The organism is Microlunatus parietis (assembly GCF_013407955.1).
Taxonomy (GTDB): domain Bacteria; phylum Actinomycetota; class Actinomycetes; order Propionibacteriales; family Propionibacteriaceae; genus Microlunatus; species Microlunatus parietis.
Window position 1 is genome coordinate 2,997,926 of record NZ_JACCBU010000001.1, and the last position, 26,147, is coordinate 3,024,072.

At 70.5% G+C, this 26,147-nt stretch carries 21 protein-coding genes and 1 pseudogene; 8 read left to right on the plus strand and 14 right to left on the minus strand.

Features of this window, described 5'->3' with window-relative positions; translation table 11 throughout:
• Positions 1–152: 152 nt before the first annotated feature.
• The 3 genes from BKA15_RS14425 to BKA15_RS14435 form a co-directional block, all read right to left on the minus strand.
• Positions 153–1,631 carry a DUF7059 domain-containing protein gene (locus BKA15_RS14425; RefSeq protein ID WP_179751847.1) on the minus strand — a complete coding sequence of 493 codons (1,479 nt, stop codon included), beginning with the start codon at positions 1,629–1,631 and terminating at the stop codon, positions 153–155.
• Between the two features lie 133 nt (positions 1,632–1,764).
• Positions 1,765–2,913, minus strand: coding sequence for a PrsW family intramembrane metalloprotease (locus BKA15_RS14430; RefSeq protein ID WP_179751849.1), 1,149 nt, complete (start codon positions 2,911–2,913; stop codon positions 1,765–1,767).
• The gene (locus BKA15_RS14435) at positions 2,906–3,439 is read right to left on the minus strand and encodes a hypothetical protein (protein ID WP_179751851.1); all 534 of its coding nucleotides are present in this window, start codon (positions 3,437–3,439) and stop codon (positions 2,906–2,908) included. Before BKA15_RS14435 ends, BKA15_RS14430 begins: the two co-directional genes overlap by 8 nt.
• A 134-nt stretch (positions 3,440–3,573) precedes the next feature.
• Here BKA15_RS14435 and BKA15_RS14440 point away from each other — a divergent pair, with 134 nt between their 5' ends.
• Entirely contained in the window at positions 3,574–4,443 is an 870-nt protein-coding gene (locus BKA15_RS14440) for an aminoglycoside phosphotransferase family protein (RefSeq protein WP_246322899.1), read from the plus strand.
• Positions 4,444–4,461: 18 nt separating this feature from the next.
• Here the strand turns inward: BKA15_RS14440 and BKA15_RS36870 are convergent, their stop codons facing one another.
• Positions 4,462–5,055 (minus strand): TetR/AcrR family transcriptional regulator, encoded by a 594-nt coding sequence (locus BKA15_RS36870; RefSeq protein ID WP_179751854.1) that lies wholly within the window; start codon positions 5,053–5,055, stop codon positions 4,462–4,464.
• A 79-nt stretch (positions 5,056–5,134) separates the two neighbouring features.
• On the opposite strand from BKA15_RS36870, the pseudogene BKA15_RS37285 reads away from it, so the two are divergent.
• Positions 5,135–5,428: pseudogene (locus BKA15_RS37285) on the plus strand (VOC family protein); the annotation flags it as partial.
• A gap of 223 nt (positions 5,429–5,651) precedes the next feature.
• On the opposite strand, the gene BKA15_RS35530 reads toward BKA15_RS37285, so the two are convergent.
• The 4 genes from BKA15_RS35530 to BKA15_RS14465 all read right to left on the minus strand — a co-directional run bounded on the left by BKA15_RS35530 (position 5,652) and on the right by BKA15_RS14465 (position 9,070).
• Positions 5,652–5,990 (minus strand): hypothetical protein, encoded by a 339-nt coding sequence (locus tag BKA15_RS35530; RefSeq protein ID WP_246322345.1) that lies wholly within the window; start codon positions 5,988–5,990, stop codon positions 5,652–5,654.
• Positions 5,991–6,083: 93 nt separating this feature from the next.
• Complete coding sequence (locus BKA15_RS14455; RefSeq protein WP_179751858.1) at positions 6,084–6,938, minus strand: ABC transporter ATP-binding protein; 855 nt, start codon at positions 6,936–6,938, stop codon at positions 6,084–6,086.
• 3 nt (positions 6,939–6,941) lie between these two features.
• The gene (locus tag BKA15_RS14460) at positions 6,942–8,015 is read right to left on the minus strand and encodes a FecCD family ABC transporter permease (protein WP_179751860.1); all 1,074 of its coding nucleotides are present in this window, start codon (positions 8,013–8,015) and stop codon (positions 6,942–6,944) included.
• The gene (locus BKA15_RS14465; RefSeq protein ID WP_179751862.1) at positions 8,012–9,070 is read right to left on the minus strand and encodes a FecCD family ABC transporter permease; all 1,059 of its coding nucleotides are present in this window, start codon (positions 9,068–9,070) and stop codon (positions 8,012–8,014) included. The genes BKA15_RS14460 and BKA15_RS14465 overlap by 4 nt, the downstream gene beginning before the upstream one ends.
• Positions 9,071–9,206: 136 nt before the next feature.
• Here BKA15_RS14465 and BKA15_RS36375 point away from each other — a divergent pair, with 136 nt between their 5' ends.
• The 3 genes from BKA15_RS36375 to BKA15_RS14480 are packed head-to-tail and all read left to right on the plus strand — an operon-like array spanning position 9,207 to position 12,276.
• Positions 9,207–9,836 (plus strand): TetR/AcrR family transcriptional regulator, encoded by a 630-nt coding sequence (locus BKA15_RS36375; protein ID WP_179751864.1) that lies wholly within the window; start codon positions 9,207–9,209, stop codon positions 9,834–9,836.
• A complete protein-coding gene (locus tag BKA15_RS14475; protein ID WP_179751865.1) occupies positions 9,833–10,720 on the plus strand; it encodes an ABC transporter ATP-binding protein in 888 nt (295 codons plus the stop codon). The genes BKA15_RS36375 and BKA15_RS14475 overlap by 4 nt, the downstream gene beginning before the upstream one ends.
• Positions 10,717–12,276, plus strand: coding sequence for an ABC transporter permease (locus BKA15_RS14480; protein WP_179751867.1), 1,560 nt, complete (start codon positions 10,717–10,719; stop codon positions 12,274–12,276). Before BKA15_RS14475 ends, BKA15_RS14480 begins: the two co-directional genes overlap by 4 nt.
• On the opposite strand, the gene BKA15_RS14485 is transcribed toward BKA15_RS14480, so the two are convergent.
• Entirely contained in the window at positions 12,193–13,386 is a 1,194-nt protein-coding gene (locus BKA15_RS14485; protein ID WP_179751869.1) for a CPBP family intramembrane glutamic endopeptidase, read from the minus strand. The genes BKA15_RS14480 and BKA15_RS14485 overlap by 84 nt on opposite strands.
• A 61-nt stretch (positions 13,387–13,447) precedes the next feature.
• Here BKA15_RS14485 and BKA15_RS14490 point away from each other — a divergent pair, with 61 nt between their 5' ends.
• Positions 13,448–14,296, plus strand: coding sequence for an oxygenase MpaB family protein (locus BKA15_RS14490; RefSeq protein ID WP_312879036.1), 849 nt, complete (start codon positions 13,448–13,450; stop codon positions 14,294–14,296).
• Positions 14,297–14,361: 65 nt separating this feature from the next.
• On the opposite strand, the gene BKA15_RS14495 is transcribed toward BKA15_RS14490, so the two are convergent.
• On the minus strand, positions 14,362–16,788 hold the full coding sequence (locus tag BKA15_RS14495) for a sodium-translocating pyrophosphatase (protein ID WP_179751873.1): 2,427 nt from the start codon (positions 16,786–16,788) through the stop codon (positions 14,362–14,364).
• A 232-nt stretch (positions 16,789–17,020) separates the two neighbouring features.
• On the opposite strand from BKA15_RS14495, the gene BKA15_RS14500 reads away from it, so the two are divergent.
• Positions 17,021–19,309 (plus strand): DNA 3'-5' helicase SftH, encoded by a 2,289-nt coding sequence (locus BKA15_RS14500; RefSeq protein WP_312879038.1) that lies wholly within the window; start codon positions 17,021–17,023, stop codon positions 19,307–19,309.
• A 94-nt stretch (positions 19,310–19,403) separates the two neighbouring features.
• Positions 19,404–20,066, plus strand: a complete 663-nt coding sequence (locus tag BKA15_RS14505; RefSeq protein WP_179751875.1) for a hypothetical protein — start codon at positions 19,404–19,406, stop codon at positions 20,064–20,066.
• 162 nt (positions 20,067–20,228) lie between these two features.
• Here BKA15_RS14505 and BKA15_RS14510 read toward each other — a convergent pair whose 3' ends face one another.
• From BKA15_RS14510 to BKA15_RS14525, 4 genes are read right to left on the minus strand one after another with little or no spacing between them, the layout of a single operon-like run.
• Positions 20,229–21,281: a LacI family DNA-binding transcriptional regulator gene (locus BKA15_RS14510; RefSeq protein WP_179751877.1), complete on the minus strand. Its 1,053-nt coding sequence runs from the start codon at positions 21,279–21,281 to the stop codon at positions 20,229–20,231.
• 2 nt (positions 21,282–21,283) lie between these two features.
• Positions 21,284–24,418 carry an FAD-dependent oxidoreductase gene (locus BKA15_RS14515; protein WP_179751879.1) on the minus strand — a complete coding sequence of 1,045 codons (3,135 nt, stop codon included), beginning with the start codon at positions 24,416–24,418 and terminating at the stop codon, positions 21,284–21,286.
• Positions 24,415–25,200: a carbohydrate ABC transporter permease gene (locus BKA15_RS14520; protein WP_312879039.1), complete on the minus strand. Its 786-nt coding sequence runs from the start codon at positions 25,198–25,200 to the stop codon at positions 24,415–24,417. Before BKA15_RS14520 ends, BKA15_RS14515 begins: the two co-directional genes overlap by 4 nt.
• 49 nt (positions 25,201–25,249) lie before the next feature.
• The gene (locus BKA15_RS14525; RefSeq protein WP_179751883.1) at positions 25,250–26,140 is read right to left on the minus strand and encodes a carbohydrate ABC transporter permease; all 891 of its coding nucleotides are present in this window, start codon (positions 26,138–26,140) and stop codon (positions 25,250–25,252) included.
• Between the last annotated feature and the right edge of the window lie 7 nt (positions 26,141–26,147).

A 26,147-nucleotide genomic window follows, 5' to 3' on the forward strand; every position in this document is an offset into this window, starting at 1 on the left:
TCAACTCCTTGAGACTGTGAGTATGGTTCCACCCCCTGCCGCCCCGTGCGCACCCCCCGATGCGCTCACCCTGACTTTGGGCGCAGTGATCCTGATGCTAATCGGCGTGTCAATACGGTTGCCGGGCGGGAACCCTCGGCGGGGAGGGTACCTCAGCGCAGGAAGCCATCCCGAATCAGCGTCCGCAATCGCGGCATCAGTTCGGCCCTGAGTTCCGCTTCGTCGGCCTCCAGGACGGTCGCGACAGCGGCGATGATCGTGCCCAGGTCCAGCTCGCCGTCGCAGGCGCCGACCACCCCGGCCAGCGCGGTGCCGGCCTCCACCGCACGCCGGAAGCCGCGCTCCTGCCGGAGCACGACGTGCCGCGGGTCGCCGCTGCCCGGGGTCGCCAGCGACTCCTCCGAGACGTCGCCGGCGACCGTGACATGCCAGCTCAGCAGAGTCGCGTCGGAGCGGCGGCGGAGGGTGTCGACGGCGTCCAGCCGCTCGGTGATGGCCGGCGCGATCGGCTGTTCGATCGGGTGCGGCCAGTGTTCGTACGTGACGTCGGGTTCGGCGTCGGTGCGGCGCAGGGTGATCCAGCCCATCCCGATCCCGGTGATGCCGAGCCCGGACAGATAGTCCAGCCAGGCTCCGTATTCCTGTCGGTAGGACGGCCGGCCGACCACGCCGGCATCGGCCAGCCAGAGCTCGACGTACTCGGCCGGGTCGAGCACCTCGCGCTGCACCACGTGCACGTCGCAGCCGGTGACCCAACCGCCGAGCCGGTCCGCCCAGTCCTGGCCTTCGACGTGGGCCCAGTTGGCCAGCACCTGGCAGACGCCGCCCTCGGTCAAGTGCTCGGGCGCGGCCCGGACCAGTTGCTCGACCAGCGAGTCGCCGGCCCGGTCCCCTTCCCGGTACGTGAGCCGCCGCCCCGCCGGACTCGGCGGTGCCATCACGTACGGCGGGTTGCTGACGATCAGGTCGAACCGCTCGCCGGCGACCGGCCGGAACAGGTCGCCGTGCCGCAGGTCGGCCTCGACCTCGTTCAGTGCGAGGGTGAGCCGGGCCAGCTCGAGAGCACGCGGACTGAGATCGGTCGCGACCACCGCCTCGGCATGCCCGGCCAGGTGCAGCGACTGGACGCCGCAGCCGGTGCCGAGGTCGAGAGCCCGCCCGATCGGCCGCCGTACGGTGAGCTGGGCCAGCGTCGCCGACGCCGACGAGACGCCGAGCACGTAGTCCGGCCTGATCGGCGTGATCATGGTGTCCAGGCCCGGCGTCAGGTCCGCCACCACCCAGTACGGGTCGTCCCCCTCCTCGTCCGAGGCGTAGGGGCGAAGATCGACCACCGCGCGGACCGTACCGTCGCTGTCGGCGAGCAGCCCGGTGTCGATCATGGCCGGGACCAGCCCCGGAAAGGCCGCGTCGACGGCGGTGCGCGGCACCGGGCGCTGCAGCAGGAAGGTCCTGATCATGGTCGCCAGCGGGTCGTCCCGGCCGGCCAGTGCACGCTCCGCCGGCACCGTACTGTTCCGGCCCAGAGCGCGGTGCGCGTCAGTGCCGATCGCGGCGAGCACGCCGTCGACCGTGTAGCTGGCGGCCCGGCAGGCCTCCCGGAGTTCGGCGCAGGCGGTCGTGGTCAGCACGCCCGCATCATCCCACTGCGGGCCCGGGCTCCGCGGAGCCACCCGATGTCGCGATTTCTCTGCTGATCAGCCGGTTCAACGTTGCAACAGGCTCCAACGGCCCGTGCCAAGAGAAATCGCGACATGTCCCGCGCTAGGTCCTGCGAGCCGACGGCACGATCCGGTCCAGCTCGGCCCGAGCCTCGCTGATCAGAAGCCGGGCCCGCCGCACGTCGCGGTCCCGGTTCGGGTTGTCCAGGTTGCCCAGGGCGACGGCGAGATCGATCTGCGCCTGGTGCAGGGTCTGGATGCCGCGCTCACCGGCGCCACCGGCCAGGCCCCGGACCAGCCGACGGGCTCGGCGCCGGTTGCCCAGCGTGCGCAGGTCCTCGAGTTCGGCAGCCGTGATCGTCTGCGGCGGCTCGCCGGCGAGTTGATCACGGAACCAGGCGAACTCGCGGCGGGCCGGGATCCGGTACATCAGCCAGACGAACAGCCCGACGATGATCATCTTCGGGATCAGGCTGAGCAGCCCGAGATTGGCGAGCCACGGGCTGTTCCAGAGGAAGTGGACGGCCCAGCCGCCGAGCACGCCGAGCCCGGCGCCCGCGATCCGGCGCGGCCAGGGCAGTTGCACCTGGGTGATCGCGTAGCCGAGTCCGAACCCGACGAGGGCGCTGTAGACCCAGTGGCTGGTGGCGCCGACCAGGGCCCGGCTGAGGCTCACCGCAATTGCGCCGATCCAGTCGCTGTTGGGATCGTTGAGGGCCGCGGTGTAGGCGTACGAAAGGTTCTCCACCACCTGGAAGCCGAGCCCGGCGGCGGCGCCGAGGATGAAGCCGTCCAGGGTGCGCTGCAGGTGGGACCGGCAGAGCAGCATGATCAACAGCACTCCGATGCCCTTCAGCCACTCCTCGGTCAGCGGCCCGGCGATCGCCGGACCCCACCTCTCGCTGAGGTCCGTGCCTCCGACCGCGACCAGGAACTCCAGGAACGCCCGGTTCGGGATCACCGCCAGCGTCGCGGCCGTGCCGCCCCAGACCGCGCAGGCCCACAGCAGCGACACCGGTTCCTTCTCGAACGGGTCCAGGCGCAGGATCACCCAGCCGATCAGGGCGGCCATGATCAGATTCGTGGGCAGCCAGGCCACCGGCGCCGCGAGGGTCCAGCCGGCGGCCGGGAAGACCACGAACGGCAGGTGGTAGAACGCCGCGTACCCGATCGGGATCAAGATCGCCCAGAACAGCAGCCGGCGCGGCTGCCAGAGGACCGGGCCGCGGCCGGCCAGCGCAAGGTCAGCCATGGAGGAACAGCACGTCCTGGGCCAGCCGCCGGAACCCTACGGACTCGTCGCCGGCCAACCGACGTCCGATGGCCACGACCGCGGTCCGCCGGCTGCTGACGATGATCAACTCGGTGCCGTCCGAGCCCTCCGCCATGATCACGGACGAGTCGCCGCTCGGCCGGTCCAGTTCCACCAGGTCCGGGATCCGGTGCAACCGTGCCACGCGGAGCAGGGTCACGGCGGGATCGTCGACGTTGCCGATCACCTTGATCGATACCTGCGCAACGCCACGGTACGCGTCCAGTTGGGCGCGAGTTCGCTGCCGCGGCCAGGTCCAGCCGGCCAGCGGATCCAACGACAGCGAAACGGTCATCGCACCCGGAGTACTCAACCGGACGCCGTCGCCCTCGGCGATCTTCGTCGCCGGAATCGGGTTCGCCTCGGCCAGCCCGACCGGCACCAGCACCATCAGCAGCAGCGCGACCCAGCACCCGCCGGCAGCGATCAACTCGCGCGGGCCCGCCTCGGCCGAGCTTGCACCCATGCCTCCATCGTGGTGTCCGGAGTCGGCCACGGCAAGCGTGCTGACCGGGTCGGCGGGATCGGGAATTCGGGTTGCGGGTTCGGCCGGGGCCGTCAATACTCCGGCAGGAGCGACGGAAGGTGGCCGGAGTGATCATGCACGAGGGGCAACTCGAGATCGGCTCCGACCTGGTGCGGCGGCTGCTGGCCGAGCAGTTCCCGGACTGGGCCGGCCTGTCGATCACGCGAGTGCCGTCGCTCGGGACGGTCAACGCCTTGTTCCGGCTCGGCGACGAGCTCAGCGTTCGGTTGCCGTTGATGCCACATCACGGCGACGATCTGGCCCGGGAGCTTCGCTGGCTGCCGTTCCTGGCTCCGCGGCTGCCGCTCCGGGTCCCGCGAGCGGCCGCGGCCGGAACGCCGACGCCGGAGTTCCCGCACGTGTGGGCGGTCTACGAGTGGATCGCCGGCAGCCCGTACGACGACGCCGTGATCACCGACGAGGCGGCGGCAGGCGCCGAGTTGGCCGAGTTCGTGATCGCCCTGCACGAGACCCCGGTCGCGGCGGACGTGCCGCCGGCGGGCCGTCGCCCGCTCGCCGAACTCGATCAGGACACCCGTCGCGCGATCACCCAGTCCGACCCCGAGATCGACACCAGGGCAGCGATGCGGGCCTGGGACCGGGCCCTCGAGCTGCCGCCGTACCCGGGACCGCGGCAGTGGATCCATGCCGACCTGCTGCGTCCCAACCTGCTGGTCGACCGGGGCCGGATCGCCGCGGTGATCGACTTCGGCGGCACCGGCGCCGGCGATCCCGCGTTGGACCTGATCGCCGGCTGGGCGACGTTCGGCCCCAAGGGCCGAGCCGCGTTCGCCGAGCGGCTGCAGCCCGCCGTGGAGGACTGGGAACGAGCCCGCGGCTACGCCCTGCACCAGGCCGCGCTGATCATCCCGTACTACCGGATCACGAACCCCGGCTTCGTCGTCCTCGCCGCCCGCACCATCGAGCAACTGCTGGCCGACTGACCGTTCGTGCCCTGGTGATCACAGGCGGACCGCGAGTTCCAGTTCGCCGAGGGCTTCGTCGAGGGCGTCGCCGAGCTCACCGGACGGGGACTCGGCCCATCGCGTGATCACGTCGAAGGCCACGCCGAACACCGATCCCGTCAGCGCGCGGACAGCTTGATCATCTTCGCTGCGGCCGGTGCGTTCGGCGATCAACCGGCCGATCACGGCCAGCCCGTCGGTGATCACGGTGAGGTTGGCCGCCAGCGCCTCCGGGATCAGCAGCATGCCGAGATCACGTTCCTGGCGGCCCTGCCGGTCCTCGGGTGACAGGTCGTCGAAGCAGGCCCGCAGGGCAGTCCGGAGCGCCCGCAGGGCCGTCCCGCCGGGCGACTGGGCCCGGAACTCGGCGGCCAACCGGTCGCCGAGCGGGTGGTGACCGACCAACTGCAGCAGCGCCTCCTTGGCCGGGAAATACCGGAAGACCGTGCTCGGCGCGACGTCCGCCGCGTCGGCGATCTGCTCGACGGTCGTCGAGTGGAAGCCCTGCTCGCGGAACAGCCGGAGGGCCTGGTCCTGGATCTCGATCCTGGTGCGCTCCTTCTTGCGCTCCCGCCGCCCGGTCTCGACCACGTCGATTCACCACCTATAGTGAGAGTAGACTCCGAATTGAGAGCCTACTCCGATTTTTGTCCTCGGGAGGGCGAACCCCATGATCACCGGCCTGCACCACCTCGGCCACGTCGTTCGCGACGCTGATGCGGCCATCGAGCGCTACCGAGCCCTGGGCTTCGACGTGCCACCCCCGACCTTTCCCGCCCTGCCCGCGGACGACGGCATGGTCCGCGCGTTCGGCGCCGGCAACACCCACCTCCGGTTCGGCCGTACGTTCGTCGAGCTCGCCGTGATCGCCGATCCCGCCGCGCTGCCGGCCGGCTCCCGGCTCCACCCGCTCGAGGCGCCGGCCGAGGCCCTGCCCTCGCTGCGGACCGCGATCAAACGAGACGACCGAGCGGCTCCGGGCGGCGCTGGGCCGGTTCGAGGGACTGCACATCCTCGCCTTCGCCGCCACCGACGCGGACGCCGAGGCGAGCCGGCTGACCGCGGCCGGGATCTGGCACGGCGGCGTTCACCGGTTGCGGCGACCGCGACCGGCCGAGGCCGGCGGGTCCGCGGCGGCGACCGAGGCGGAGGCGATCGGCTACCTCGAACTCGAGCGGCCGGACCACTCACCCGAGGGCCGACTCGCGATCGCCGAGACCTCGGCCGCCGACGAGTCGGCGGCACACCCGAACGGAGCGCGAGCGCTGGCGGAGGTGCTGCTGTGCGTCCCGGACCACGAGCTCGACCAGGTGGCCGACCGTTACCGCGGATACCTCGATCGCGCCCTGAAGCGGCAGGGCGACGAGCTTGTCGCCGACCTCGGCGACGGCCGGCTGACCCTGGTCCCGCGGAGCAGGCTGGCCGCGGTGCTCCCGGGCGCCGCCGACCTGCCGACGCCGTCCTTCGCGGGTTATCTGATCACCGTCGATGATCTTGCGGCCACCGCGGGCCGACTCGATGATCATCGCGTCCCGTACGACGTCGTGCGCGGCGGTTGCAGGTGCCGGCCGACTGGGCGCTCGGCGCCGTGGTCGGCTTCCGTCAGGCACGCTGAACGGTCAGCGGAACCCTTCCTCCGGCTCGTCGCAGTGGTGCCGGCCGATCGGGATGATCGTCGGCGTCCGCGACACCGGGTCGGTGATGATCTTGGCCCGCATGCCGAAGACCCGGTCGACGTTCTCCGCGGTGATCACGTCGACCGGCTTGCCCTGGGCGACGATCTGGCCGTCGCACATCGCGATCAGGTGATCGGCGTAGCGGCAGGCCAGGTTGAGGTCGTGCATGACGATCACGATCGTGGTGCCGCGCCGCCGGTTCAGGTCGGTCAGCAGGTCCAGGACGTCGATCTGGTGGGTCAGGTCGAGATAGGTGGTCGGCTCGTCGAGCAGCAGCAGATCGGTCTCCTGCGCCAGCGCCATCGCGATCCAGACCCGCTGCCGCTGGCCGCCGCTCATCTCCTCGATCGGCCGCCCGGCCAGGTCGACGATGTCGGTCGCGGCCAGCGCCTCGGCGACCGCACGGTCGTCGTTGGCCGTCCACTGACGGAACCAACCCTGGTGCGGGTAGCGCCCACGGCCGACCAGGTCGGCGACGGTGATCCCCTCCGGCGCCGTCGGGGCCTGCGGCAGCAGCCCCATGATCTTGGCAACTTCCTTGCTCGGCATCGTGGCGATGCTGCGCCCGTCCAGCAGCACCCGGCCCCCGGTCGGCGCGAGCAGCCGTGCCATCCCTCGCAGCAGGGTGGACTTGCCACAGCCGTTGGCGCCGATGATCACGCTCACCTGACCGGTCGGGATCTCGACCGTCAGGTTCTGGACGATCTTCCGCTCGCCGTAGCCGAGATCGAGATCGACGGCCTCCAGCGTGTGCTCGACCGCAGGCCGTACCTCGATCGGTACCTCCAGTGCGACCATCGCTCATCCCCCATTTCCGACACGGTTGGAAACGATCAAGAGATAGATCAGGTACGGCGCTCCGATGGCAGCGGTCAGCACGCCGACCGGCAACTGCATCGGCAGCAGGTGCTGGCCGACGAAGTCGGCGGCCGTCACCACGACCGCACCGACCAGCGCAGCCGGGATCAGCGCGACTCCGGTCCCCCGGGTCAGCCGGCGCGCGATCGGCCCGGACACGAAGGCCACGAAGCCGACCGGCCCGGCCGCCGCCGTCGCGATCGCGGCCAGCGCAACCCCGAACAAGATCAACAGCAGCCGGTACACCTCGACCCGGATGCCGATGCTCTTCGCGGTGTCGTCGCCCAACTGCAGGCCGGACAGCGCCGCACCGGCCCACAGGGTCAGCGGCACGATCGCCGCGGTCAGCACCAGCAGCGGCACCATCTTGGCGTTCGAGGCACCGTTCAGGCTGCCGGTCAACCAGAGCAGGGCGACCTGGGCGTCGTTGACCTCGGCGCGGGTCATCAGGTAGTCGATCACCGAGGCGAGCATCGCCGCGATGCCAATGCCGACCAGGACCAGGCGATAGCCGGCCAGCCCCTTCCGCCAGGCCAGCACGTAGATCACGCCCGCGGTGATCACGGCGCCGACCAGCGAGATGCCGGAGACCGCGAAGCCGCCCAGCCCGAAGACCAGGATCGCCACCACCGCGCTGGCACTGGCCCCCGAGGTGATCCCGATGATGTCCGGGCTGGCCAACGGGTTCTTGATCATGGACTGGAAGATCGCGCCGGACATGCCGAAGCAGAGGCCGATCGCCATCCCGGTCACGACCCGGGGCAGCCGGAGGTCGTACACGATGAAGTTGGTGGCCCGGGTGCCGCGCCCGGTCAGCGACGCGAACAGCTGCTGCGGCGAGATCGGGTAGTCGCCGACCACCATGCAGGCGACGAACAGCCCGAGCAGGACGGCAGCGAGGACGAGCGACACCACGACGACCCGGCGGCGCAGCCGACGCCGCACCGAACGGACGACGCTGATCGTGCCGCCCAACGGAGCAGCAGCTTGGAAATGATCTTGAGTCGCGGCGGTCACAGGTCGGCCAGCTTCTTGCGACGGACCAGCGCGATGAACACCGGGGCTCCGATCACCGCGGTCACGATGGCGACCTGCACCTCGCCGGGCGGGGCGATCACGCGGCCCACGATGTCGGCCGAGAGCAGCAGGATCGGCGCCAGGATCATCGAGTACGGGAGGATCCACCGGTAGTCCGGCCCGGTGATCATCCGGGCCACGTGCGGGATGGTCAGGCCGATGAAGCCGATCGGCCCGCAGGCAGCGGTGGCGGCGCCGCAGAGCAGCACCACCGCGGCCGCGGACAGCACCCGGGACAGCATCACGTTCGCGCCGAGCGAGGTGGCGACGTCTTCGCCGAGCGACAGCGTGTTGAGCACCCGGCCGAGGACCAGCGCCAGCACGGCGCCGATCAACAGGAACGGCCCGACCTGGATCGCGACCGTGAGGTCGCGGCCGGCCAGCGCGCCGACCTGCCAGAACCGGAACTGGTCGAAGGTCGACTGGTTGAGCAGCAGGAAGGACGTGGTCACCGCGCCGCAGGCGGCCGAGACCGCGGCACCGGCCAGCGCCAGCTTGATCGGCGTCGCGCCCTCCCGGCCGAGCGAGGCGACGCTGTAGACGACGACCGCGGCGACCCCGGCGCCCAGGAACGCGAACCAGACGTAGCCGAGCACCGAGCTGATCCCGAAGATCGAGATCGCCAGCACCACGAACAGGGCAGCACCGGAGTTGACGCCGAGGATGCCCGGGTCGGCCAGCGGGTTGCGGGTGACGCCCTGCATCACCGCACCGGCCAGGCCGAGGGCGCCGCCGACCATCAGACCGAGCACCGTCCGCGGGATCCGGTAGTTCAAGATCACCAGATGGTCGGTGTTCTGCGCGTCGTAGCTGATCAGAGCCTGCAGCGTGGTGTCGAGGCTGATCGAGCGGGTGCCGACGGCGATGCTGAGGAAGCAGAGCAGAACGACGATGCCGATGCCGATCAGGACCCCGACCAAACGGAGCGACGTCCGCCGAAGCGGCGAACGAACCCCCGGTTGATCGGCGGCCTGCGCCACCGTCAACGTACTCATAAGGGAAGCCTAACCTGGATCCAAACGTCGCGAAACTTGACGACTACGGAGTGGACCGAGACCCCCGTCACAGCACGCCTGGACAGTTGTCCAGGTGACTGGACAGTTGTACAGTCCCGGTCATGAAGGCATCGGCATGACGGTACGACCACCGGAGGACCTCACAGCGCGGGCCCGGATCCGGGATGCGGCGATGGAGGTGTTCGCCGAGCGCGGCTGGAAGGCGGCGACGGTCCGGGCGATCGCGGAGCGGGCCGGCGTCTCGCCGGCCCTGCTGCAGCACCACTTCGGCACCAAGGAGCAACTCCGGGCTGCCTGTGATGATCATGTCCTGGACTATCTGCGGCAAGGCGTCACGCTGGGTATCGATCAAGGACAGCTCGGCCGGCCCGCGTTCTCGACCGAGATCCACCGGTCCGCGCCGTCCGTCGTCCGCTACCTGGTCCGGGCGCTGGTCGACGGCTCGCCCGGCTCGGCGTTGATCTTCGAACGGATCGTCGAGCTGACCGTCCCGTACCTGAAGGGGCGCGACCCGAACCTCGATCCCAAGATCAGGGCGGCCGTGTTCGTGGCGATGCGGCTCGGCCTGGTCGTACTGGGGCCGCAGCTGTCCACCCTGCTCGGGACCGAGTTGCTGTCCGAGCAGGGTGCCCGTACCGCCGGTGCCGCGATGCTCGACATCTTCGACCCGGAACTGTTCGACGCCTCGATCACCGAACAGGCCCGGCAGGCGGTCCGTACCGAAACCGCGGAGGAGGAACGATGAACGACTCCGTGATCATGGTGTCCGACCTGATCAAGCGGTACGGATCCGTGCTCGCCCTGGACGGCTTCGGGCTCGAGGTCGGGCCCGGCGAGGTGCACGGGTTCCTCGGCCCCAACGGCGCCGGCAAGACGACCATGATCAGGATCCTGCTCGGACTGCTCCGGGCCGACTCCGGATCGGTCTCGGTGTTCGGGCTCGACCCGTGGACCGACGCGACCCCGGTGCACGCCCGGCTGGCCTACGTGCCGGGCGATGTGACGCTCTGGCCGTCGCTCACCGGCGGCGAGGTGATCGACCTGATCGCCCGGCTGAACGGCCGCCAGCCGGCCCGGCTGCAAGAGCTGCTGGAGCGGTTCGAGCTCGACCCGACCAAGAAGTGCCGCACCTACTCCAAGGGCAACCGGCAGAAGGTCGCCCTGGTCGCGGCGTTCGCCGCCGAGGCGGAGTTGTTGATCTTCGACGAGCCGACGTCGGGCCTCGATCCGCTGATGGAGCAGGTGTTCGGCGACGAGCTCGAGGCCGCCAGGCAGCGCGGCGCGACCGTGCTGTTGTCCAGCCACATCCTGTCCGAGGCGGAACGGCTGTGCGACCGGCTCAGCATCATCCGGGCCGGCCGGCTGGTCGCCTCCGCACCGCTGGAGCAGCTGCGCGGGGCCCGGCACAGCTTCGTCACCGCGCAGCTGGACCGGCCGCCGCGACTCGAGTCGATCACCGGACTCGTGGACGTCGAGCTGGACGGCGGCAACCTCCGCTGCCGGGTGGAGCCGGCGGCGCTGGACGACCTACTGCGGGCGCTCGCCAACGCGGGGGTACGGGGAGTCACGATCACACCGCCCACCCTGGAAGAGGTCTTCCTCAGCCACTACCAGACCGCGCCTCGATGATCATCGGCACCGGGCAGCTGGTCCGGCTGCACCTGCGCCGCGACCGAGTGCTGCTGGCGGTCTGGGTGCTCACGCTCGGCCTGCTGCCGGCCGCGATGGTGTCGGCCACCCGGGTGGCGTATCCGACCAGCCAGGACATGATCAACTTCGCCGCGGTTGCATTGGCCAGCCCGGCCCAGCTGGCCACCCGCGGGCCCGTCTTCGCGGCCACCCTGGGCGGGCTGGTCGCCTGGACCGTGGCCAGCTCCGGTGCCCTGGTGCAGGCGGTGGCGACCATCCTGATCACCGTCCGGCACACCCGGGCCGACGAACAGTCCGGCCGCCAGGAAACCCTGTCCACGACGGCGATCGGGCGGCTGGCACCGCTGGCCGCCGCGATCTCGGTGTCCATGATCGGCAACGTCGCGGTCGGGCTGGTCGCAGCCCTGGGGTTGCTGGCGCAGGGCCAGGCACCGGTCGGCTCGCTGCTGATCGGGGCCGTCTTCGCCGGCACCGGCCTGTTCTTCACCGGCGTCACCGCGCTGATCGCCCAGCTGGCCCAGAGCGGTGCGGCTTACGCGATCTCCCTCAGCGTGCTCGGCGTCTCGTTCGCCCTGGCCGCCGCCGGCGACCTGACCCGGTCCTGGCTGGTCTGGCTGAGCCCGATCGGCTGGGCCCGGCACGCCGAGGCGTTCGCCGGTGATCATGCCTGGGCGCCCTTGCTGCCGGCGGCCGGCGGCGTCCTGACCATGATCATCGCGGCGCGGTTCGCCCTGATTCGTGATCTTGGTGCCGGGCTGATCCCGCCGCGGCCGGGACGAGCCCGGGCGAGCGCCCTGCTCTCCTCGCCGCTGGGGCTGGCCTGGCGTCGGCACCGGTCCGGGCTCGCGGCCTGGGCGGTCGGGCTCGGGATGCTCGGACTGCTGCTCGGCTCGGTGACCCAGTCGCTGGACGCCCAGCTGGACACGCCGGCGTTCCAGCAGCTCAGCGCGGCGGCCGGCGGCGGCAGCGTCAGCGAGGTGTTCTTCCGCTTCATCGTGTACGTGCTCGCCCAGGTGGCGACCGCCGCTGCGCTGGCCACCGTGCTTTCCCTGCACGGCGACGAGCGGTCCGGGCTCGCCGAGCCGATCCTGGTCACCCGCACCTCCCGGCCCGCCTGGGCGTTCGGCGAGATCACCATGGCCGCGCTGACCGGCGCCGCGGTGCTGGCCGCGATCGGGCTGGCGGCCGGGCTCACCTCCGGCACCGGGCCGGCGCTGGCGGCGATGACGCTGGGCTACCTGCCGTCGGTGTTGATCATGATCGGGCTCGCGGTGGCGCTGACCGGCTGGCTGCCGCGGGCCGCCGCGCCGGTCTGCTGGACCGGGCTCGGCCTGTTGCTGGTGCTGGACCTGCTGGGCGAGTTCCGGCTGGTGCCGGAGCAGGTGCTGTGGCTGTCCCCGTACGCGCTCACGTTCGGCGGGCAGCTCGGCCGGCTGCCGCTGGTACCGGCGCTAGCCGGGTTGACCGGGCTGGCCGTACTGCTGACCGGGATAGGGATAGCCGGGCTGCGCCGGCGCGACCTGAGCCACGGGTGAGCTGGGCGGCACCGGCCGGTAGAGCCGGTCGATCTTGGCCACCTTCGCCTGCCACAGGATCAAGGCGACGGCGATCGCGTCCACCACGGCGGACATGATCAACGTGATCGGCGACCCGGTGGTCTCCGGGCCCACCAGGGCGTCCTCCCAGCCGCCGAAGATCATGATGGTGCCGAAGATCAGCACGTTGTTGACGGTGTGGATGGCGATCGCCGCCTCCAGCCCGCCGGTACGCCAGGTGAGGATCACCGCCGCCACCGCGAACAGCCCGATGTCGGCCAGCACGAAGAAGTCCAGACTGCCGTGGGCCAGCGCGAAGACCGCCGAGGACAGCACGGTGGCGATCACGATCGCGACGACCGGGTGCCGGACCCAGGTGCCCACGTTCTGCAGGATCCAGGCGCGGAATCCGTACTCCTCGGCGGCGCACTGCAGCGGCGTGGTCAGCAGGACCAAGATCAACATGGCTACCCACTGCTCCGGCCGGGGCGACGCCGCCGGGAAGAACACCTGGCCGATCCCGAGGTAGACCACCCACAGCGGAGTGACGGTGATCAGGCAGCGGGCCAGCCAGCCCCAGCGGACCCGGCCGGCCACCGAGGTCGTGTAGCCGACCTTGAGGCCGTGCGCGATCCGGTTCGCCAGCAGCACCGACGGGATCAACGCGATCAAGATCAGGTTGTTGAAGAGGAACGCGTCCGGGCCGAGATCACCGCTGGTCAGCGAAGTGAGCGTTTCCTCGACGCTGCGGCCGATCAGCGCGGAATAGATCATGAACGCGACGGTCAGCAGCACCACCTGGACCAGCCAGAACGCGACCGCGAGCAGCAGCGAGATCAACGGCCTCCACCAGCGGCGGCGCGGGCCGCGGAACAGCTGCTGGTACTCGCTCGGTTCGGTCGGCAGTGGCGAGACCGGCGCCGGCACCGGTGGGTAGTACGGCTGCTGCGGCGTTCCGCCCGGGTACGGCTGCTGCGCGTACGGCTGCTGTGCGTACGGCTGCTGCCCGTAGGGCTGCTGGCCATAGGGCTGTTGGGGATCCGGCTGCTGCGCGTAGGGCGGGCCCGCGGGAGGGGGCTGTGGACGGGGCGGGCCGACGGGAACGCTCATGCGGCAAGTCTGCCAGCGACGGAAGCGCCGGCCGTCCGCGACGTGCGGCTACGCTCGAAGCGTGCAGGGGATCCGGACCACGCTGGTGCAGGCGGTCCGCCAACCTGTGGCCGGTGACCGGTTCGAGGAGCAGCACGCCCGGATCTGGCACGCGGCGGGTCCGCGCTGGTTCGCCGAGGGCGACCCGATCCGTACCGTGCATTCGGACATCGCCATGTTGATCGGCGGGATCCGGGCCTTGCTGCTCCAGTCGCTGCACCCGGTCGCGATGCGCGGCGTCACCGAGCACTCCGATTTCCGTACCGACCCGCTGGGGCGATTGCAGCGGACCAGCCACTTCATCACGGTGACCACGTTCGGCACGGTGCCGGACGCGGAACGCGCGATCGCCAAGGTACGCGGCATCCACCGCCGGGTCCGCGGGGCCGAACGGGACGGTCCGGGCGGGCGGGCCTACCGGGCCGACGACCCCGACCTGCTGCTCTGGGTGCACGCGGCCGAGATCGACAGCTTCCTCGAGGCGCACCGGGTGTTCGGGGCGTGCCCGCTCGACGAGGCCGGGTACGACCGCTATGTCGATCAGACCAGGCTGGTGGCCGAGCGGCTCGGCGTCCCGGATCCGCCGGCGAGCCGGGCCGCGCTGACCGCGGTGATCGAGGGCTATCGGCCGGAACTGATGCGGGGGCCGGGATCCGACGACGTCGTCGAGCTGCTGCTTCGCCGGCCGCCGATTCCCGGGCCGTCCGGAGTCGGCTACCGGGCGCTCGCCGCCGGCGCCGTGTCCCTGCTCCCCCGCTGGGCCCGGCTGCAGCTCGGTCTGCCCGCCATCGATCGGTTGCCCGCCCGGGCCGTGGCCGGCCGGCTGACCCGGATCCTGCGCTGGGCGCTCGCCGGCGACACCGCCGTCTGACGTACCGGAGAAAGACGAATCCCCCGCACGCGGTGGCGTACGGGGGATCCGGTCCGGCTACGGGCCTACTTGCGCGATTCGGAGGTCTCCGGCTCCGGAGCGGACTCCGGCTCGGCCGCCTCCTCCTCGACGGGCCGCGAGGGCAGCTCGTTCAGGGCGTCGGGCGCATTGCCGGGCAGGCCGTCGAGGCCGGGATTCGGCTCGTCCTCGGCGATCGACTGGCCGCGCCGGGTACTGATCGCGACCGCGACCACGACGACGGCCAGCGCGACGATCGCGATGACGTACCGGATCGGGCTGGGCGACGTGCTCAGCGGCGACATCGCGACGACGGCCGGAGCGATCAGCACGGCGACCAGGTTCATCACCTTGATCAGCGGGTTGATCGCCGGGCCGGCGGTGTCCTTGAACGGGTCGCCGACGGTGTCGCCGATCACGGTGGCCTCGTGGGCCGGCGAGCCCTTGCCGCCGTGATGGCCGTCCTCGACCAGCTTCTTCGCGTTGTCCCAGGCGCCACCGGAGTTGGCCAGGAAGACCGCCATCAGGGTGCCGCAGGCGATCGCGCCGGCCAGGTAGCCGGCCAGCGCCGGGGCGCCGAGGCCGAAGCCGACCGCGACCGGGGTCAGGATCGCCAGCAGGCCCGGAGTGGCCAGCTCGCGCAGCGAGTCCTTGGTGCAGATGTCGACGACCTTGCCGTACTCCGGCTTGCCGGTGCCCTCCATGATCCCGGGGATCTCGCGGAACTGGCGGCGCACCTCGAACACGACCGCGCCGGCGGCCCGTCCGACCGCGCTGATCGCGAGGCCGGAGAAGAGGAACACGACCGCGGCACCGACGATGATCCCGACCAGGGTCTCCGGCGCGAACACGACGGCCTGGGCGGCGAACTCGGCGTACCGGTCGGCGAGCACCGTACGGATCGCGTCGGTGTAGGAGCCGAACAGGGCGGTCGCGGCGAGCACGGCGGTCGCGATCGCGATGCCCTTGGTGATCGCCTTGGTGGTGTTGCCGACGGCGTCCAGCTCGGTGAGGATCTGGGCGCCTTCGCCCTCGACGTCGCCGGACATCTCGGCGATGCCCTGGGCGTTGTCGGAGACCGGGCCGAACGTGTCCATGGCCACGATCACGCCGACCGTGGTCAGCAGGCCACAGCCGGCCAGCGCGATGGCGAACAGCGAGACGATGCCGCCGCCGCCGAGCAGGAACGCCCCGTACACGGCGGCGCCGATCACCAGGGCGGTGTAGACCGCGGACTCCAGGCCGATCGAGATGCCGGACAGGACGACGGTCGCGGCGCCGGTCAGCGAGGTCTTGCCGACCTCCCGTACCGGACGGTGCTCGGTGCCGGTGTAGCGGCCGGTGATCGCGAGGATGATCACGGCCAGCACGATGCCGATCAGCACCGAGCCGATGGCGATGATCCGCGGATCCTGGATGCCGCCGAAGGTGACGTCCTCCGGCAGGCCGAGTTCGGCGACCGTACCCGGCAGGAAGGCGAACGCGGCGATCGCGCAGAGAACTGCCGAGATCCCAGCGGACAGATAGAAGGAGCGGTTGATCGTGCGCAGACCGTTCTCGCCGGCCCGCGGCTTGGTCAGATAGACGCCGATGATCGCGGTGAGCACGCCGATCGCCGGGACGATCAGCGGGAAGACCAGGCCGTAGCCGCCGAACGCGGCCTTGCCCAGGATCAGCGAGGCGACCAGGGTCACGGCGTAGGACTCGAACAGGTCGGCCGCCATGCCGGCGCAGTCGCCGACGTTGTCGCCCACGTTGTCGGCGATGGTCGCCGCGTTGCGGGGGTCGTCCTCGGGGATGTTCTGCTCCACCTTGCCGACCAGGTCGGCGCCCACATCGGCGGCCTTGGTGAAGATGCCGCCGCCGACCCGCATGAACATGGCGAGCATCGCGGCGCCGAAGCCGAAGCCCTCGAGAATCGTCGGGGCGTCCACCTGGAAGATCAGCACGACGATCGCCGCACCGAGCAGGCCGAGGCCGACGGTGGCCATGCCGACATGCGCTCCGGTACGGAAAGCGACCCGCATCGCCGGATCGCGACCCTGGTCCCGAGCGGCCGCGGCGACCCGGACGTTGGCGCGCACCGCGAGCCACATGCCGAGATAGCCGATCAACGCCGAGAACAGTGCGCCGAGCAGGAAGGCGACCGAGCGGACGCCGCGCAGCACCCATTCGTTGAAGCCGCCGTCACTGTGTGCCGGGAGGACCAGCAGCAAGACGAAGGCGATCGCCGCGAAGACGCCGAGCGTCTTGAACTGACGACCGAGGTAGGCTGCGGCGCCTTCCTGAACTCCGAGGGCGATGCGTTGCATGTTCGGCGTACCGTCGCCGGCGGCAAGCACTTCCCGCCGGAAGATCAAGGCCATCACCAGGGCAACCAGCGCGATGGCGGCGACGACGGCGACCAACACGGGATTGAACCCGATCAAGACGGCAAGCGGCAGCACTTCCAACGCATGTGGAAGTCCGGGCATTCTGGGGTCCTCCTGAAACCTGGGATGTCGCAAGCGCCGGGTGCGGCGCAATGGCGGGCAGTCTAACCACCATGTGCACTGGTTTGCTCATCGGTCCCGAAGCCCGTACCGGAAAACGTCCGAGACGCCTGTCACAGTGGCCCTGACGGTTTTTCACGTAACGTGAAAAACTGCCGCTTCCCCAGAGAAGTTTCTCGTGGGAAGCGGCAGGAAAGTTGGGGAAGTGGTGAAGGTGGGACTGCAGTGTCGGGCCGACCGGGTGCGCTACCGGCATCTGGTGCCGGCGCGGGCGGCGAGGCCGGGCGACTGGCCGGACTGGGTGCCGACGGCGGTCCGCGAGGCAATCGCCCGGCGCGGTGGGATCGACGGGCTCTGGCGGCACCAGGCCGAGGCGGCCGACAGTCTCTTCCTCGGCCGGCACACCGCCTTGGCCACGGGTACGGCCTCGGGGAAGTCGCTCGGCTATCTCCTGCCGGTGCTGACCGCGACGTACGGCGGCCCGGAGGCGGCCGGCGGGCTGGCGGCACCGGACCGGGATCGGCTGCTGCGCCCACGGCGGCCGCACACGGCCCTCTATCTGGCCCCGACGAAGGCGCTGGCCCACGACCAGCTGCGGACCGGCGCCGAACTGGGCCCGGCCGGTTGGCCGATCGCGGCGATCGACGGGGACAGCGAGCCGCAGCAGCGGGACTGGGCCCGCGACTTCGCCTCCTATGTGCTGACCAACCCGGATCTGGTGCACGCCTCGATCCTGCCCGGGCACGAGCGCTGGTCCTCCTTCCTCTCTTCCTTGCGGTACGTGGTGATCGACGAGGCGCATCGTTACCGCGGCGTCTTCGGGTCGCAGGTCGGCTGCGTGCTGCGCCGGCTGCGCCGGGTGGCCGAGCGGTACGGGGCGCGGCCGGTGTTCGCGCTGGCGTCGGCGACCGGCTCGGACATCGGGCGGCTGGCGGCCGAACTGGTCGGCGTCGACGCGGTCGAGGTGGCGCCGGTGACCGACGACGGGTCGCCGCACGGGTTGGTCCGGATGGAGTTGTGGCAGCCGGAGCGGTCAGTCGAGTCGGAGACGGCGGCGCTGCTGGCCGAGCTGGTCGCCGAAGGGCGGCAGACGATCGCGTTCACTCCGTCACGCCGGATGGCCGAGCTCGTCGCGCTGCGGGCCAGGGAGCGACTCGAAGATCATCCGGCGGCAGCGGGGCGGATCGAGCCGTACCGGGGCGGCTATCTGGCGTCCGACCGCCGGGCCGTGGAACGCGCCCTGCTGGACCGGTCGATCATGGGCGTCGCCGCGACGAACGCGCTGGAGCTCGGGATCGACATCGCCGGGATGGACGCGGTGATCATGGCCGGCCTGCCGGGCAGCCGGGCCGCGATGTGGCAGCAGGCGGGCCGGGCCGGGCGGCGCGGCGGTGACGCCGACGTGATCATCATGATGCGGCAGAATCCGCTGGACCAGTACCTCGCCGATCACCCGGACGAACTGTTCGCGGCGCCGCCGGAACCGGTGGTCCTGGACGCACAGAACCCTTACATCCTGGCGCCCCAGCTGACCGCGGCCGCGCAGGAGTTCCCTTTGACGGCACGCGATACGGCGTATTTCGGTCCGACGGCGCCGGCCTTGATCAAGGGGCTCTGTGATCATGGTGTGCTGCGCCGGCGGCCGGACGGAGCGGCCTACTGGACCCGCGCGGAACGGGCCGTGGACGGGATCGACCTGCGCTCCATCGGCGGCCGGCCGTTGGAGATCGTCGATGAATCCACCGGCCGGGTGCTCGGCCACGCCGACCGGGCCAGCGCCGATGCCACCGTCCATCCCGGCGCGGTCTACCTGCACCAGGGTGAGACGTACCTGTGCCAGGAACTTGATCTTGAAGAGGGTGAGGCGATCGTCCGGCCGGCCCGGCCCGGTTACTACACCCAGGCTCAGGTGTCGCAGCAGGTGCAGATCGTCGACGAGCGCGAGACCGCCCGGTCCGGGTCGGGGCGGCTCCGACTCGGCCGGGTCGACGTGATCTCGCGGGTGATCGGCTTCCTGCGCCGGGACGAGGCGACCGGCGCGGTCTGGGACTCGACGCCGCTCGACCTCCCCGAACGCCGGATGCGGACCGCGGCCTGCTGGTGGACCATGCCCGTCGATGATCATGACCTGTCCGCGGCCCAGCTCGGCGGCGCCGTGCACGCCGCCGAACACGCCCTGGTCGGGCTGCTCCCGTTGTTCGCCCGCTGCGACCGCGGTGACGTCGCCGGCGTCTCGGCGGTCGCGCATGCCGACACGGGCGGGCCGACCGTGTTCCTGCACGACGCTCATCCCGGCGGCTCCGGCTTCGCCCGGCTCGCCTTCCTGGCCGGCCAGGAACTCGTGGCGGCCGCGGCCGACCGGGTTGATCACTGCCCCTGTCAGGCGGGCTGCCCCGCCTGCGTCGTCTCAGCGCAGTGCGGTCGCGGCAACACTCCGTTGGACAAGGCGGGAGCAGCCCTGTTGCTGGGCCGGTTGCTCGATCGGACGCCCGAACTGACCTGAGCCGCGCCTGCCGGTGATCAGGGAGCCGCTCGGGACCCGCGAGGCGTTACCGATTGCCCACACCTGCAGGCGCCCGGGGTCCATAATGACCGGCATGATCCCGGTAGCCGTGGTGCTGGTCGTCCTCGTGATCGTGTTCACCGTCGCGATCATCATCGGAAACCCGCAATCCTTCGATCTTCAGATCTTCGTGGCCCGGATCCCGGCCAACATCACCGGGGTGTACGTCACCGGCGCCGTCACCATGCTCGTCCTCGCCGTCGCCGGCTGGCTCCTCTGGACCGGCTTGGTCCGACTCCGGGCCCAGCAGAAGGAGATCAAGGCGCTCAAGGCGGCTGCCGGCGTGCGCGGCAAGGCCCTGCCGGGCAAGGGCGGCAGCGCGACCGGCTCCGGGACGAAGGACGTCAAGGACCCGAAGGACACCGCGGGTGCGACCGCCAAGGACGACGCGACCGGCAAGACGGCCGAGTCGAAGACGTCGGACCATGACCGGGGCGCGAAGAAGCCCGAAGCCGACCCGACCGAGGACTCCCCCGGGTCAAGGGGCGCCTCCCCCCGAGGCAGCGCCCTCGATCTCGACGAACCGGCCGGGCGCGGGCCGGCCGGCGCCGGACGTGAACCGGGAGACGGTGCCTCCGCGACGAAGGACCGAACCGGTCGCCGCGACCGGCCGGAGGACGGCGAGACGACCGCCGAGGAGCGCCGCCGCCTGCTCGACGAGGCCGACGACCTCACCCGCGACGACCCTCGCTCCTGAAGCCGCTCCGCTGCGCAGTGCGGGAGGATCCGAGTTCAGGCGGCGTGGTCGCGGCCGCTGCCATCGCGTGGACCCGGCTCTGATCATGCGCTCGCCGGACCATGGTCACAAGATCATCCGGGCATCGTCCGGGCTCGGGGCCGCTCGTCCCGCTCAAGATCATCACCGGAGCCGGGCCGGCGGTCCGGCGACGGAATCGCGGGCTAGGAAGACCGTTGGCGGTGGCTCGGCCGGCTCCGGCTCGTCCCCGGCGATCAGGCTGAGCAACGTGCGTGCGGCGAGGTCGGCGAGCTGCACCACATCCTCCTGGACGCTGGCGAGGGCCGGCCGAGCCAAAGCCGCGAAGGGTGCGTCATCGTGCCCGACAACGGAAAGATCATCAGGGACGTTCAACCCTGCATCCTGCGCCTCGGCCATCCCCCAGATCGCCATCCAGTCGTTGCTGAACAGAATCGCTGTCGGGCGCGCGGCAAGCCCGAGCAGCTCGCGGGTGACCCGCGCGACCTCGGGCTGGGCGAACGAGCAGGACCGCAAAAGGAGCTCGAGCCCGGCCTCGTCCGCGGCGTTCTCGACGCGCTGTAGCCGGAATTGGGAGTAGGCGAATTCCGCGGGGCCGCCGATGTAGGCGATCCGACGGTGTCCCAGGCCGGCGAGCACCGTGACGGCCTCGCGCAGCCCCGGCTCGTCCGGAGCCGAGGCCACGGCGGGGAAGGGGCACTCGGCCGGTGTGCGGCCGACCGCCACGGCCGGCAACCCGGCATCGCGGATGATCGCGTAGCGCGGATCCGAGTCCTGGTGGTCGACGAGGACGAAGCCGTCGACCTGTCTGCGCTGGGTGAGGTTGCGATAGGCCTCGAGTTCCTCGTCCCGGGACGAGACGATCCGGGCGAGCACGTTGTAGTGCGCCGGTGCGAGCACCGACTGCATCCCGGCCAGGATGTCCACGAAGAACGGGTCGGATCGCACCCGTACCGGATCGCGGTTGACCAGATAGCCGATCGTCTGGGTCCGGGCCGCCGCGAGCGCCAGTGCGGCTGCAGCCGGTCGCCAGTTGAGGTCGCGTGCCGCGGCCAGGATCCGCTCCCGGGTCACCGCCCCGATGTCGGCGCGGCCGTTGAACGTGTGCGACACCGCCGACGGCGAGACTCCGGCACGTTCGGCGACATCGCGGATCGTGACTCGGCGTGGGCGGGACGGCTCGGGCTTCTTGGGCACGGTCAAGTCTCTCGGACCGGGGCAAGTTCGGAGTCGACCGCGGGCGATGCTGCCGACCCGGCGCCCAGACCGTCCGGCGCCAACAGGTCCGCATCCGGCGGCAGCGGATTCGGTGCCAGACCCGTGGCCTCCAGCAGGTCGAGCCAGGCTTCAGGGCGGTGGCCGAGGTCCCGCCCGAACAGCAGCCGGAGCTCGGTGTGCGCCTGCCGACGAAACGGCCCGCGGGAGTCGCCGAGAAAGATCGTCAGGATCCTGACGCCGGCCCGGTCTCCGGACCTGGCTCGGGCGCCGGCCAGCGCGAGTTCGAGCATGGCCTGCCGCTCCTGGAAGACGTCGGCTTCGAATCCGGACGGCCGATGCTGCCCGTGCAGAGTCGGGCGGTTCTGCAGCTGTTGCAAGGCTGGCAGCGACCGCGGATCGCCCAGCCGTGCCGCTCCGTACGCGACGGCGTCGACGTAGGCGAAGGTCCCCGCGGTCATGCTTCGGATCGCCTCCGGGGACGCGTCGACCCGGTCCGCGACGTGCTGCCACAACGGGATCGCCGCCGGATCGCGAGCCAGGCCGAGGGTGTAGAGCAGGTAGGCCTCGTCCGGCATCGCAGCCTGATCCGGCGGGAGCTGCGCGTGCTTGATCATCGAGCGTCGCTCGGGCAGGCCGGACTCCGCACCGAATGCCCGCTCGAGCTCGTGCACGATCGCGCTCGACCCGCGATGATCACCGCGACAGACGAGGACCCGGGCGAGCACCATCCGGTGTTCCCCGGTGACCTCGGCCATCCGTTCGGCGACCCGCTCCGTCGTCGCCGGGTCAGGATGCAGCACCAGGTCGACGAACGGAATCCCGTCTCGATGAACCCGGGTCATGCTGCCGTGCGAGTACGCGTGGAGCGGCACCTGGCGCAGTGCTCGCGAGATCAGGTCATCGACGTCGGCGCTCACCGGCTGCGGACCTGGCGGGCGGCGAAGCAGTTCGGGATCGAAGGCTCCGAGCGCGGCGAGGCGACGCTGGAGCGGAGGCAGGTCGAGCGTCCGCGGGGTGGCGCCGGCCTGGGCGCATCCCGCGGCGATGATCCCGGCCACCGCCCCGAGGTTCTCCAGGTCCGACTGCATCCGGACCGCTGCGAGGCCGTCATGGGTCACCGAGATGGCCTTCCCTGCGACCAGCAGGCCGTCGACTTCGCGAGGCAGCAGCGCCCGGTACGGCACCTCGATCTCGAGGTTCGGTGGGATCAGGCCCATCAGGGTCCAGATCGATTCGCTCTTGCCCTTGATGTCGTGGTTGGAGAAGTGCACGTTGATCACGTCGTCGAAGTGCTGACGGACCAGTTGGTCGCGCATCGTGATCGTCGTCTCGCCGACGATGTTCCTCGATTCGCGCGCCGCCAGGTAGACGCCGTGATCATGAAGATCGTCGCCGCCGCGTCGGCGAGCTGCGACCACGGCCCGCGTGTAGTCCACCACATCGTCCATGTCCAGGACCCCGCCGAAGTTGTTGCGAGTGCGCCCCGGTTCGACGAACTGGGCCAGGGAGTACCACATGCTCGCGTGGCTGCGATCCGAGCCGTGCCGCACCGGAGCGCCTGCGGCAACGGCCAAGTCGGCATCGCCAGTGGCATCGATGATGATCTTGGACTTCACCGCGACGATGCCGTCCGGGCTCGCGAGGACGACGCCCGTCACCCGATCCCCGTTCATGATCACGCCGAAGACCACGCTGTCGGTGATCGTCCGCACTCCGGCGGCCAACGCCAGGCCGAGGAGCGCGTCGGCCTTCACCTCGATGTTCCAGCCCTTGCCCGAGCCGCCGGGAAGTCCAAGCGCACGATGGGCCGCGGATACCGCCCGCCGGTTCGGCGTGGCGAGCCCGTCGCGCCGGCCGAACCAGTAGCTGTCGACGCCGCCGTAGGTTCCCGTGCCGCCGAGTCCGGGATTGGCGTCCACGAGGACCGTCGACGCCCCTTCGCCGGCGGCAGCGACGGCACCGCTCACGCCGCTGGAGCCGCCCCCGACGACGAGGACGTCCGTGGTCAGGACGTGCGCGATCGGCGCAGGCCCGGCCGGTTCGGTCGGCACGATCCAGTGCGCCGGCGGCTCCGGCTCGCGGACTTCGAGTACGGTCCGCTCCGGCGCATCGGCTCGGCGCGGGTGCTCGACCTCGCCGGAGGCAACCGACCGGTCCCACTGCGTGCCCGCCTCGGCCGCGGCGTCGACGAGGCGGGCCAGCCGAGTCGTCGGCTCCGGTCGGCCGAGCAGACCGAGCCAACCATCCGGCGGGTCGAGCAGCGTGACGCCGTCGGGCGGTTCGGGCCGCTCCTCCGGTGCGGCGACGAGTGGCCGGTAGGACACGGCGGCGGGCCAGCTTCCAGCGAAGTCCGGGTCGGTGACGGTCAGGTGGCTGTACACCGACATGCCGAGTCGGCGAGCCCGGTCCGCCATCGATCCCCCGGGCCCTCCCAGGTCGGACCGGAGCAACGACGCCCGGCATTCCACGAGCACGTGGCCGACCTCGCGATAGCCCGGGTGCAGCCGGATTTGGTTTCCGGCCAATCCCAGCTCCGGTCCGATGTCGCGCAGCCGCGGCCGTTCGAGGGTGCAGCCGGAACCGGTCAACTCGACGGTGAACCAACAGTCCGCGCTGGATCGTACGTCGGGGCGAAGCAGCCCTGCGGCCTCAGAAGCCAGCATGACCCGGGCGGCACGGAGCAGTTGCCGCCCCGACTTGTTGGCGACGACCACGCCTCCGACGGACCCGAATTCCGGCCAGAGCGCGACCGGCCGGGTGGCGTAGAGCAGCGACACTCCAGCCTCTTCGAGCTGTTCTTCTAGCCGACGTTTGGCTGCGTCCGGCCAGATCGCGACCTCGTCCCGCCTGTCGAGGCCATCCGGAATCGCGTCGCCCGTCAACGCCCGGAGCACTCCGCCGGCATCGGCGTGGGCGACGTCGTCTCGGCTGAGCCAGAGCCGCAACGATCCGGTGACCTCACGGCCCAGATACGTCGAGGACTCGACCAGGCACACCCGGGCCCCGGTACCGGCCGCTCCGAGCGCGGCCGCGACTCCGGACAGGGAACCGCCGACGACCACCAGGTCGGTATCGCGGAGGACCGGCAGCTCGCGAACGGGAAGTTCCAGGCTCACTTCACACCTCCGGCGGCGACGAAGCCACGGACCACGTACTTCTGCAACACGATGAACATCACGACAACCGGCAGTACCGCCATCACGGCGCCCGCCATCTGCAGCGGGAAGTTGGTGAAGTTCTCATCCTTCATGAAGGCCAGCCCGGCCGGCAGCGTGAGCTTGCTGGGTGAGTCGTTGACCACGAGCGGCCAGAGCAACTCGTTCCAAGCGTGCAGCGTCTTCAGCACTCCGGCTGCAATCAGGCCCGGCGCTGCCATCGGCAGCATGATGCTCCAATACACGCGGAGCGTTCCGGCTCCGTCGATCCGCGCCGCCTCTTCGATCTCGTACGGGATCCCGGCGAAGAACTGGCGCAACAGAAACGTTGCCAGCGCGCTGAACAGACCCGGAGCGATGACCGCCTGCAGACTGTTCAGCCAGCCGAGGCCGGCCATGATCTGATACTGCGGGATCAGCAGTACCTCGGGCGGGATCATCATCACCGAGAGCACGAGGACGAAGAGCACGTCGCGGCCTGGGAAACGAAGCCGCGCGAAGGCGTACGCAGACAGCGAAGACAGCAGGAGAAGACCGGTCGTTCGGACTGCGACGTTGATCAGGCTGTTCAGATAGAACGAGCCGAACGGGAGCACCCGCAGCACTTCCGCGTAGTTCGACCAGCGCCATTCCGACGGCAGAACGGCCAGCGGCACCGCAGTCGACTCGGCCAGCGACTTCACCGACGTCAGCACCATCCAGACGAACGGCACGATCATGATCGCGCAGGTCGTCAGCAGCACGACGTGCCGGGTGACGGCCAGCACCCGGACGCCGGCCGGGTAGCGGAAGTCAGGCATAGAAGACCCACCGTTTCTGCAGCCGCATCTGCACTATGGTGATGATCAGGATGGCGAGGAACAGCACGACCGCGATGGCCGCGCCGTATCCCTTGTCCCCCATCACGAACGACTGCTCGTAGACGCTGTAGACCGCGGTGCGGGTCTCGTCGATCGCCGAACTGCCGGGATCGATCATCAGGAAGACAAGATCGAACACCTGGAACGAGGAGATCACCGAGGTGACGGTGAGGAAGAAGATCGAGGGCGTGAGCAGCGGCAGCGTGATGCTGACAAAGGTCCGCACCGGTCCGGCGCCGTCGAGCGCGGCAGCCTCATAACAGGCTCGATCGATGTTCTGCAGCCCACCGAGCAGCACGATGATGCTGTAGCCGACACCACTCCACACGCCCACGATCGCGACACTGACCAGCGCCGTCGACCCACTCATCCAGTTGATCTTGCTCAGCCCGACCCCGGCCAGGGCCTGGTTGATCAGGCCGTAGTCACCGTTGAACAGCCAGCGCCAGACCATACCTACGGCTACCGGCATGGTGACGGCCGGCAGCAACAAGATCACCCGATACACCGCGTTGATCTTGGTCTTCCGGCTGACCAGCACCGCGAGGACGATCGAGATCACGATCGTTGCCGGTGCGGTGAGCAGTGCGTACAGACCCGTGTTCAGGAACGATCGCAGCACCAGTTCGTCGTTCACCAGGCGGAGGTAGTTCACCAACCCCGCGAACACATGCCGGCCGAAGCCCAGCCATTCGGTGAGACTGAAGTACAGGTTCTGCAGGACCGGCCAGAGATAGAACAGCGTCAGCCCGGCCAGGTTCGGCGCGATCAGCAGGTAGCCCCAGAGCATCTGCCGCCGGCGTTCGCGGTGTGGTGCCGCCATCCGCCGG

Coding starts and splice junctions, on each gene's coding strand:
- BKA15_RS14430 (WP_179751849.1), bottom strand. CDS start 2,913: ATGGCTGACCTTGCGCTGGCCGGCCGCGGCCCGGTCCTCTGGCAGCCG.
- BKA15_RS14435 (WP_179751851.1), bottom strand. CDS start 3,439: ATGGGTGCAAGCTCGGCCGAGGCGGGCCCGCGCGAGTTGATCGCTGCC.
- BKA15_RS14440 (WP_246322899.1), top strand. CDS start 3,574: ATGCACGAGGGGCAACTCGAGATCGGCTCCGACCTGGTGCGGCGGCTG.
- BKA15_RS35530 (WP_246322345.1), bottom strand. CDS start 5,990: ATGATCATCGAGTCGGCCCGCGGTGGCCGCAAGATCATCGACGGTGAT.
- BKA15_RS14455 (WP_179751858.1), bottom strand. CDS start 6,938: ATGGTCGCACTGGAGGTACCGATCGAGGTACGGCCTGCGGTCGAGCAC.
- BKA15_RS14465 (WP_179751862.1), bottom strand. CDS start 9,070: ATGAGTACGTTGACGGTGGCGCAGGCCGCCGATCAACCGGGGGTTCGT.
- BKA15_RS36375 (WP_179751864.1), top strand. CDS start 9,207: ATGACGGTACGACCACCGGAGGACCTCACAGCGCGGGCCCGGATCCGG.
- BKA15_RS14475 (WP_179751865.1), top strand. CDS start 9,833: ATGAACGACTCCGTGATCATGGTGTCCGACCTGATCAAGCGGTACGGA.
- BKA15_RS14480 (WP_179751867.1), top strand. CDS start 10,717: ATGATCATCGGCACCGGGCAGCTGGTCCGGCTGCACCTGCGCCGCGAC.
- BKA15_RS14485 (WP_179751869.1), bottom strand. CDS start 13,386: ATGAGCGTTCCCGTCGGCCCGCCCCGTCCACAGCCCCCTCCCGCGGGC.
- BKA15_RS14495 (WP_179751873.1), bottom strand. CDS start 16,788: ATGCCCGGACTTCCACATGCGTTGGAAGTGCTGCCGCTTGCCGTCTTG.
- BKA15_RS14505 (WP_179751875.1), top strand. CDS start 19,404: ATGATCCCGGTAGCCGTGGTGCTGGTCGTCCTCGTGATCGTGTTCACC.
- BKA15_RS14525 (WP_179751883.1), bottom strand. CDS start 26,140: ATGGCGGCACCACACCGCGAACGCCGGCGGCAGATGCTCTGGGGCTAC.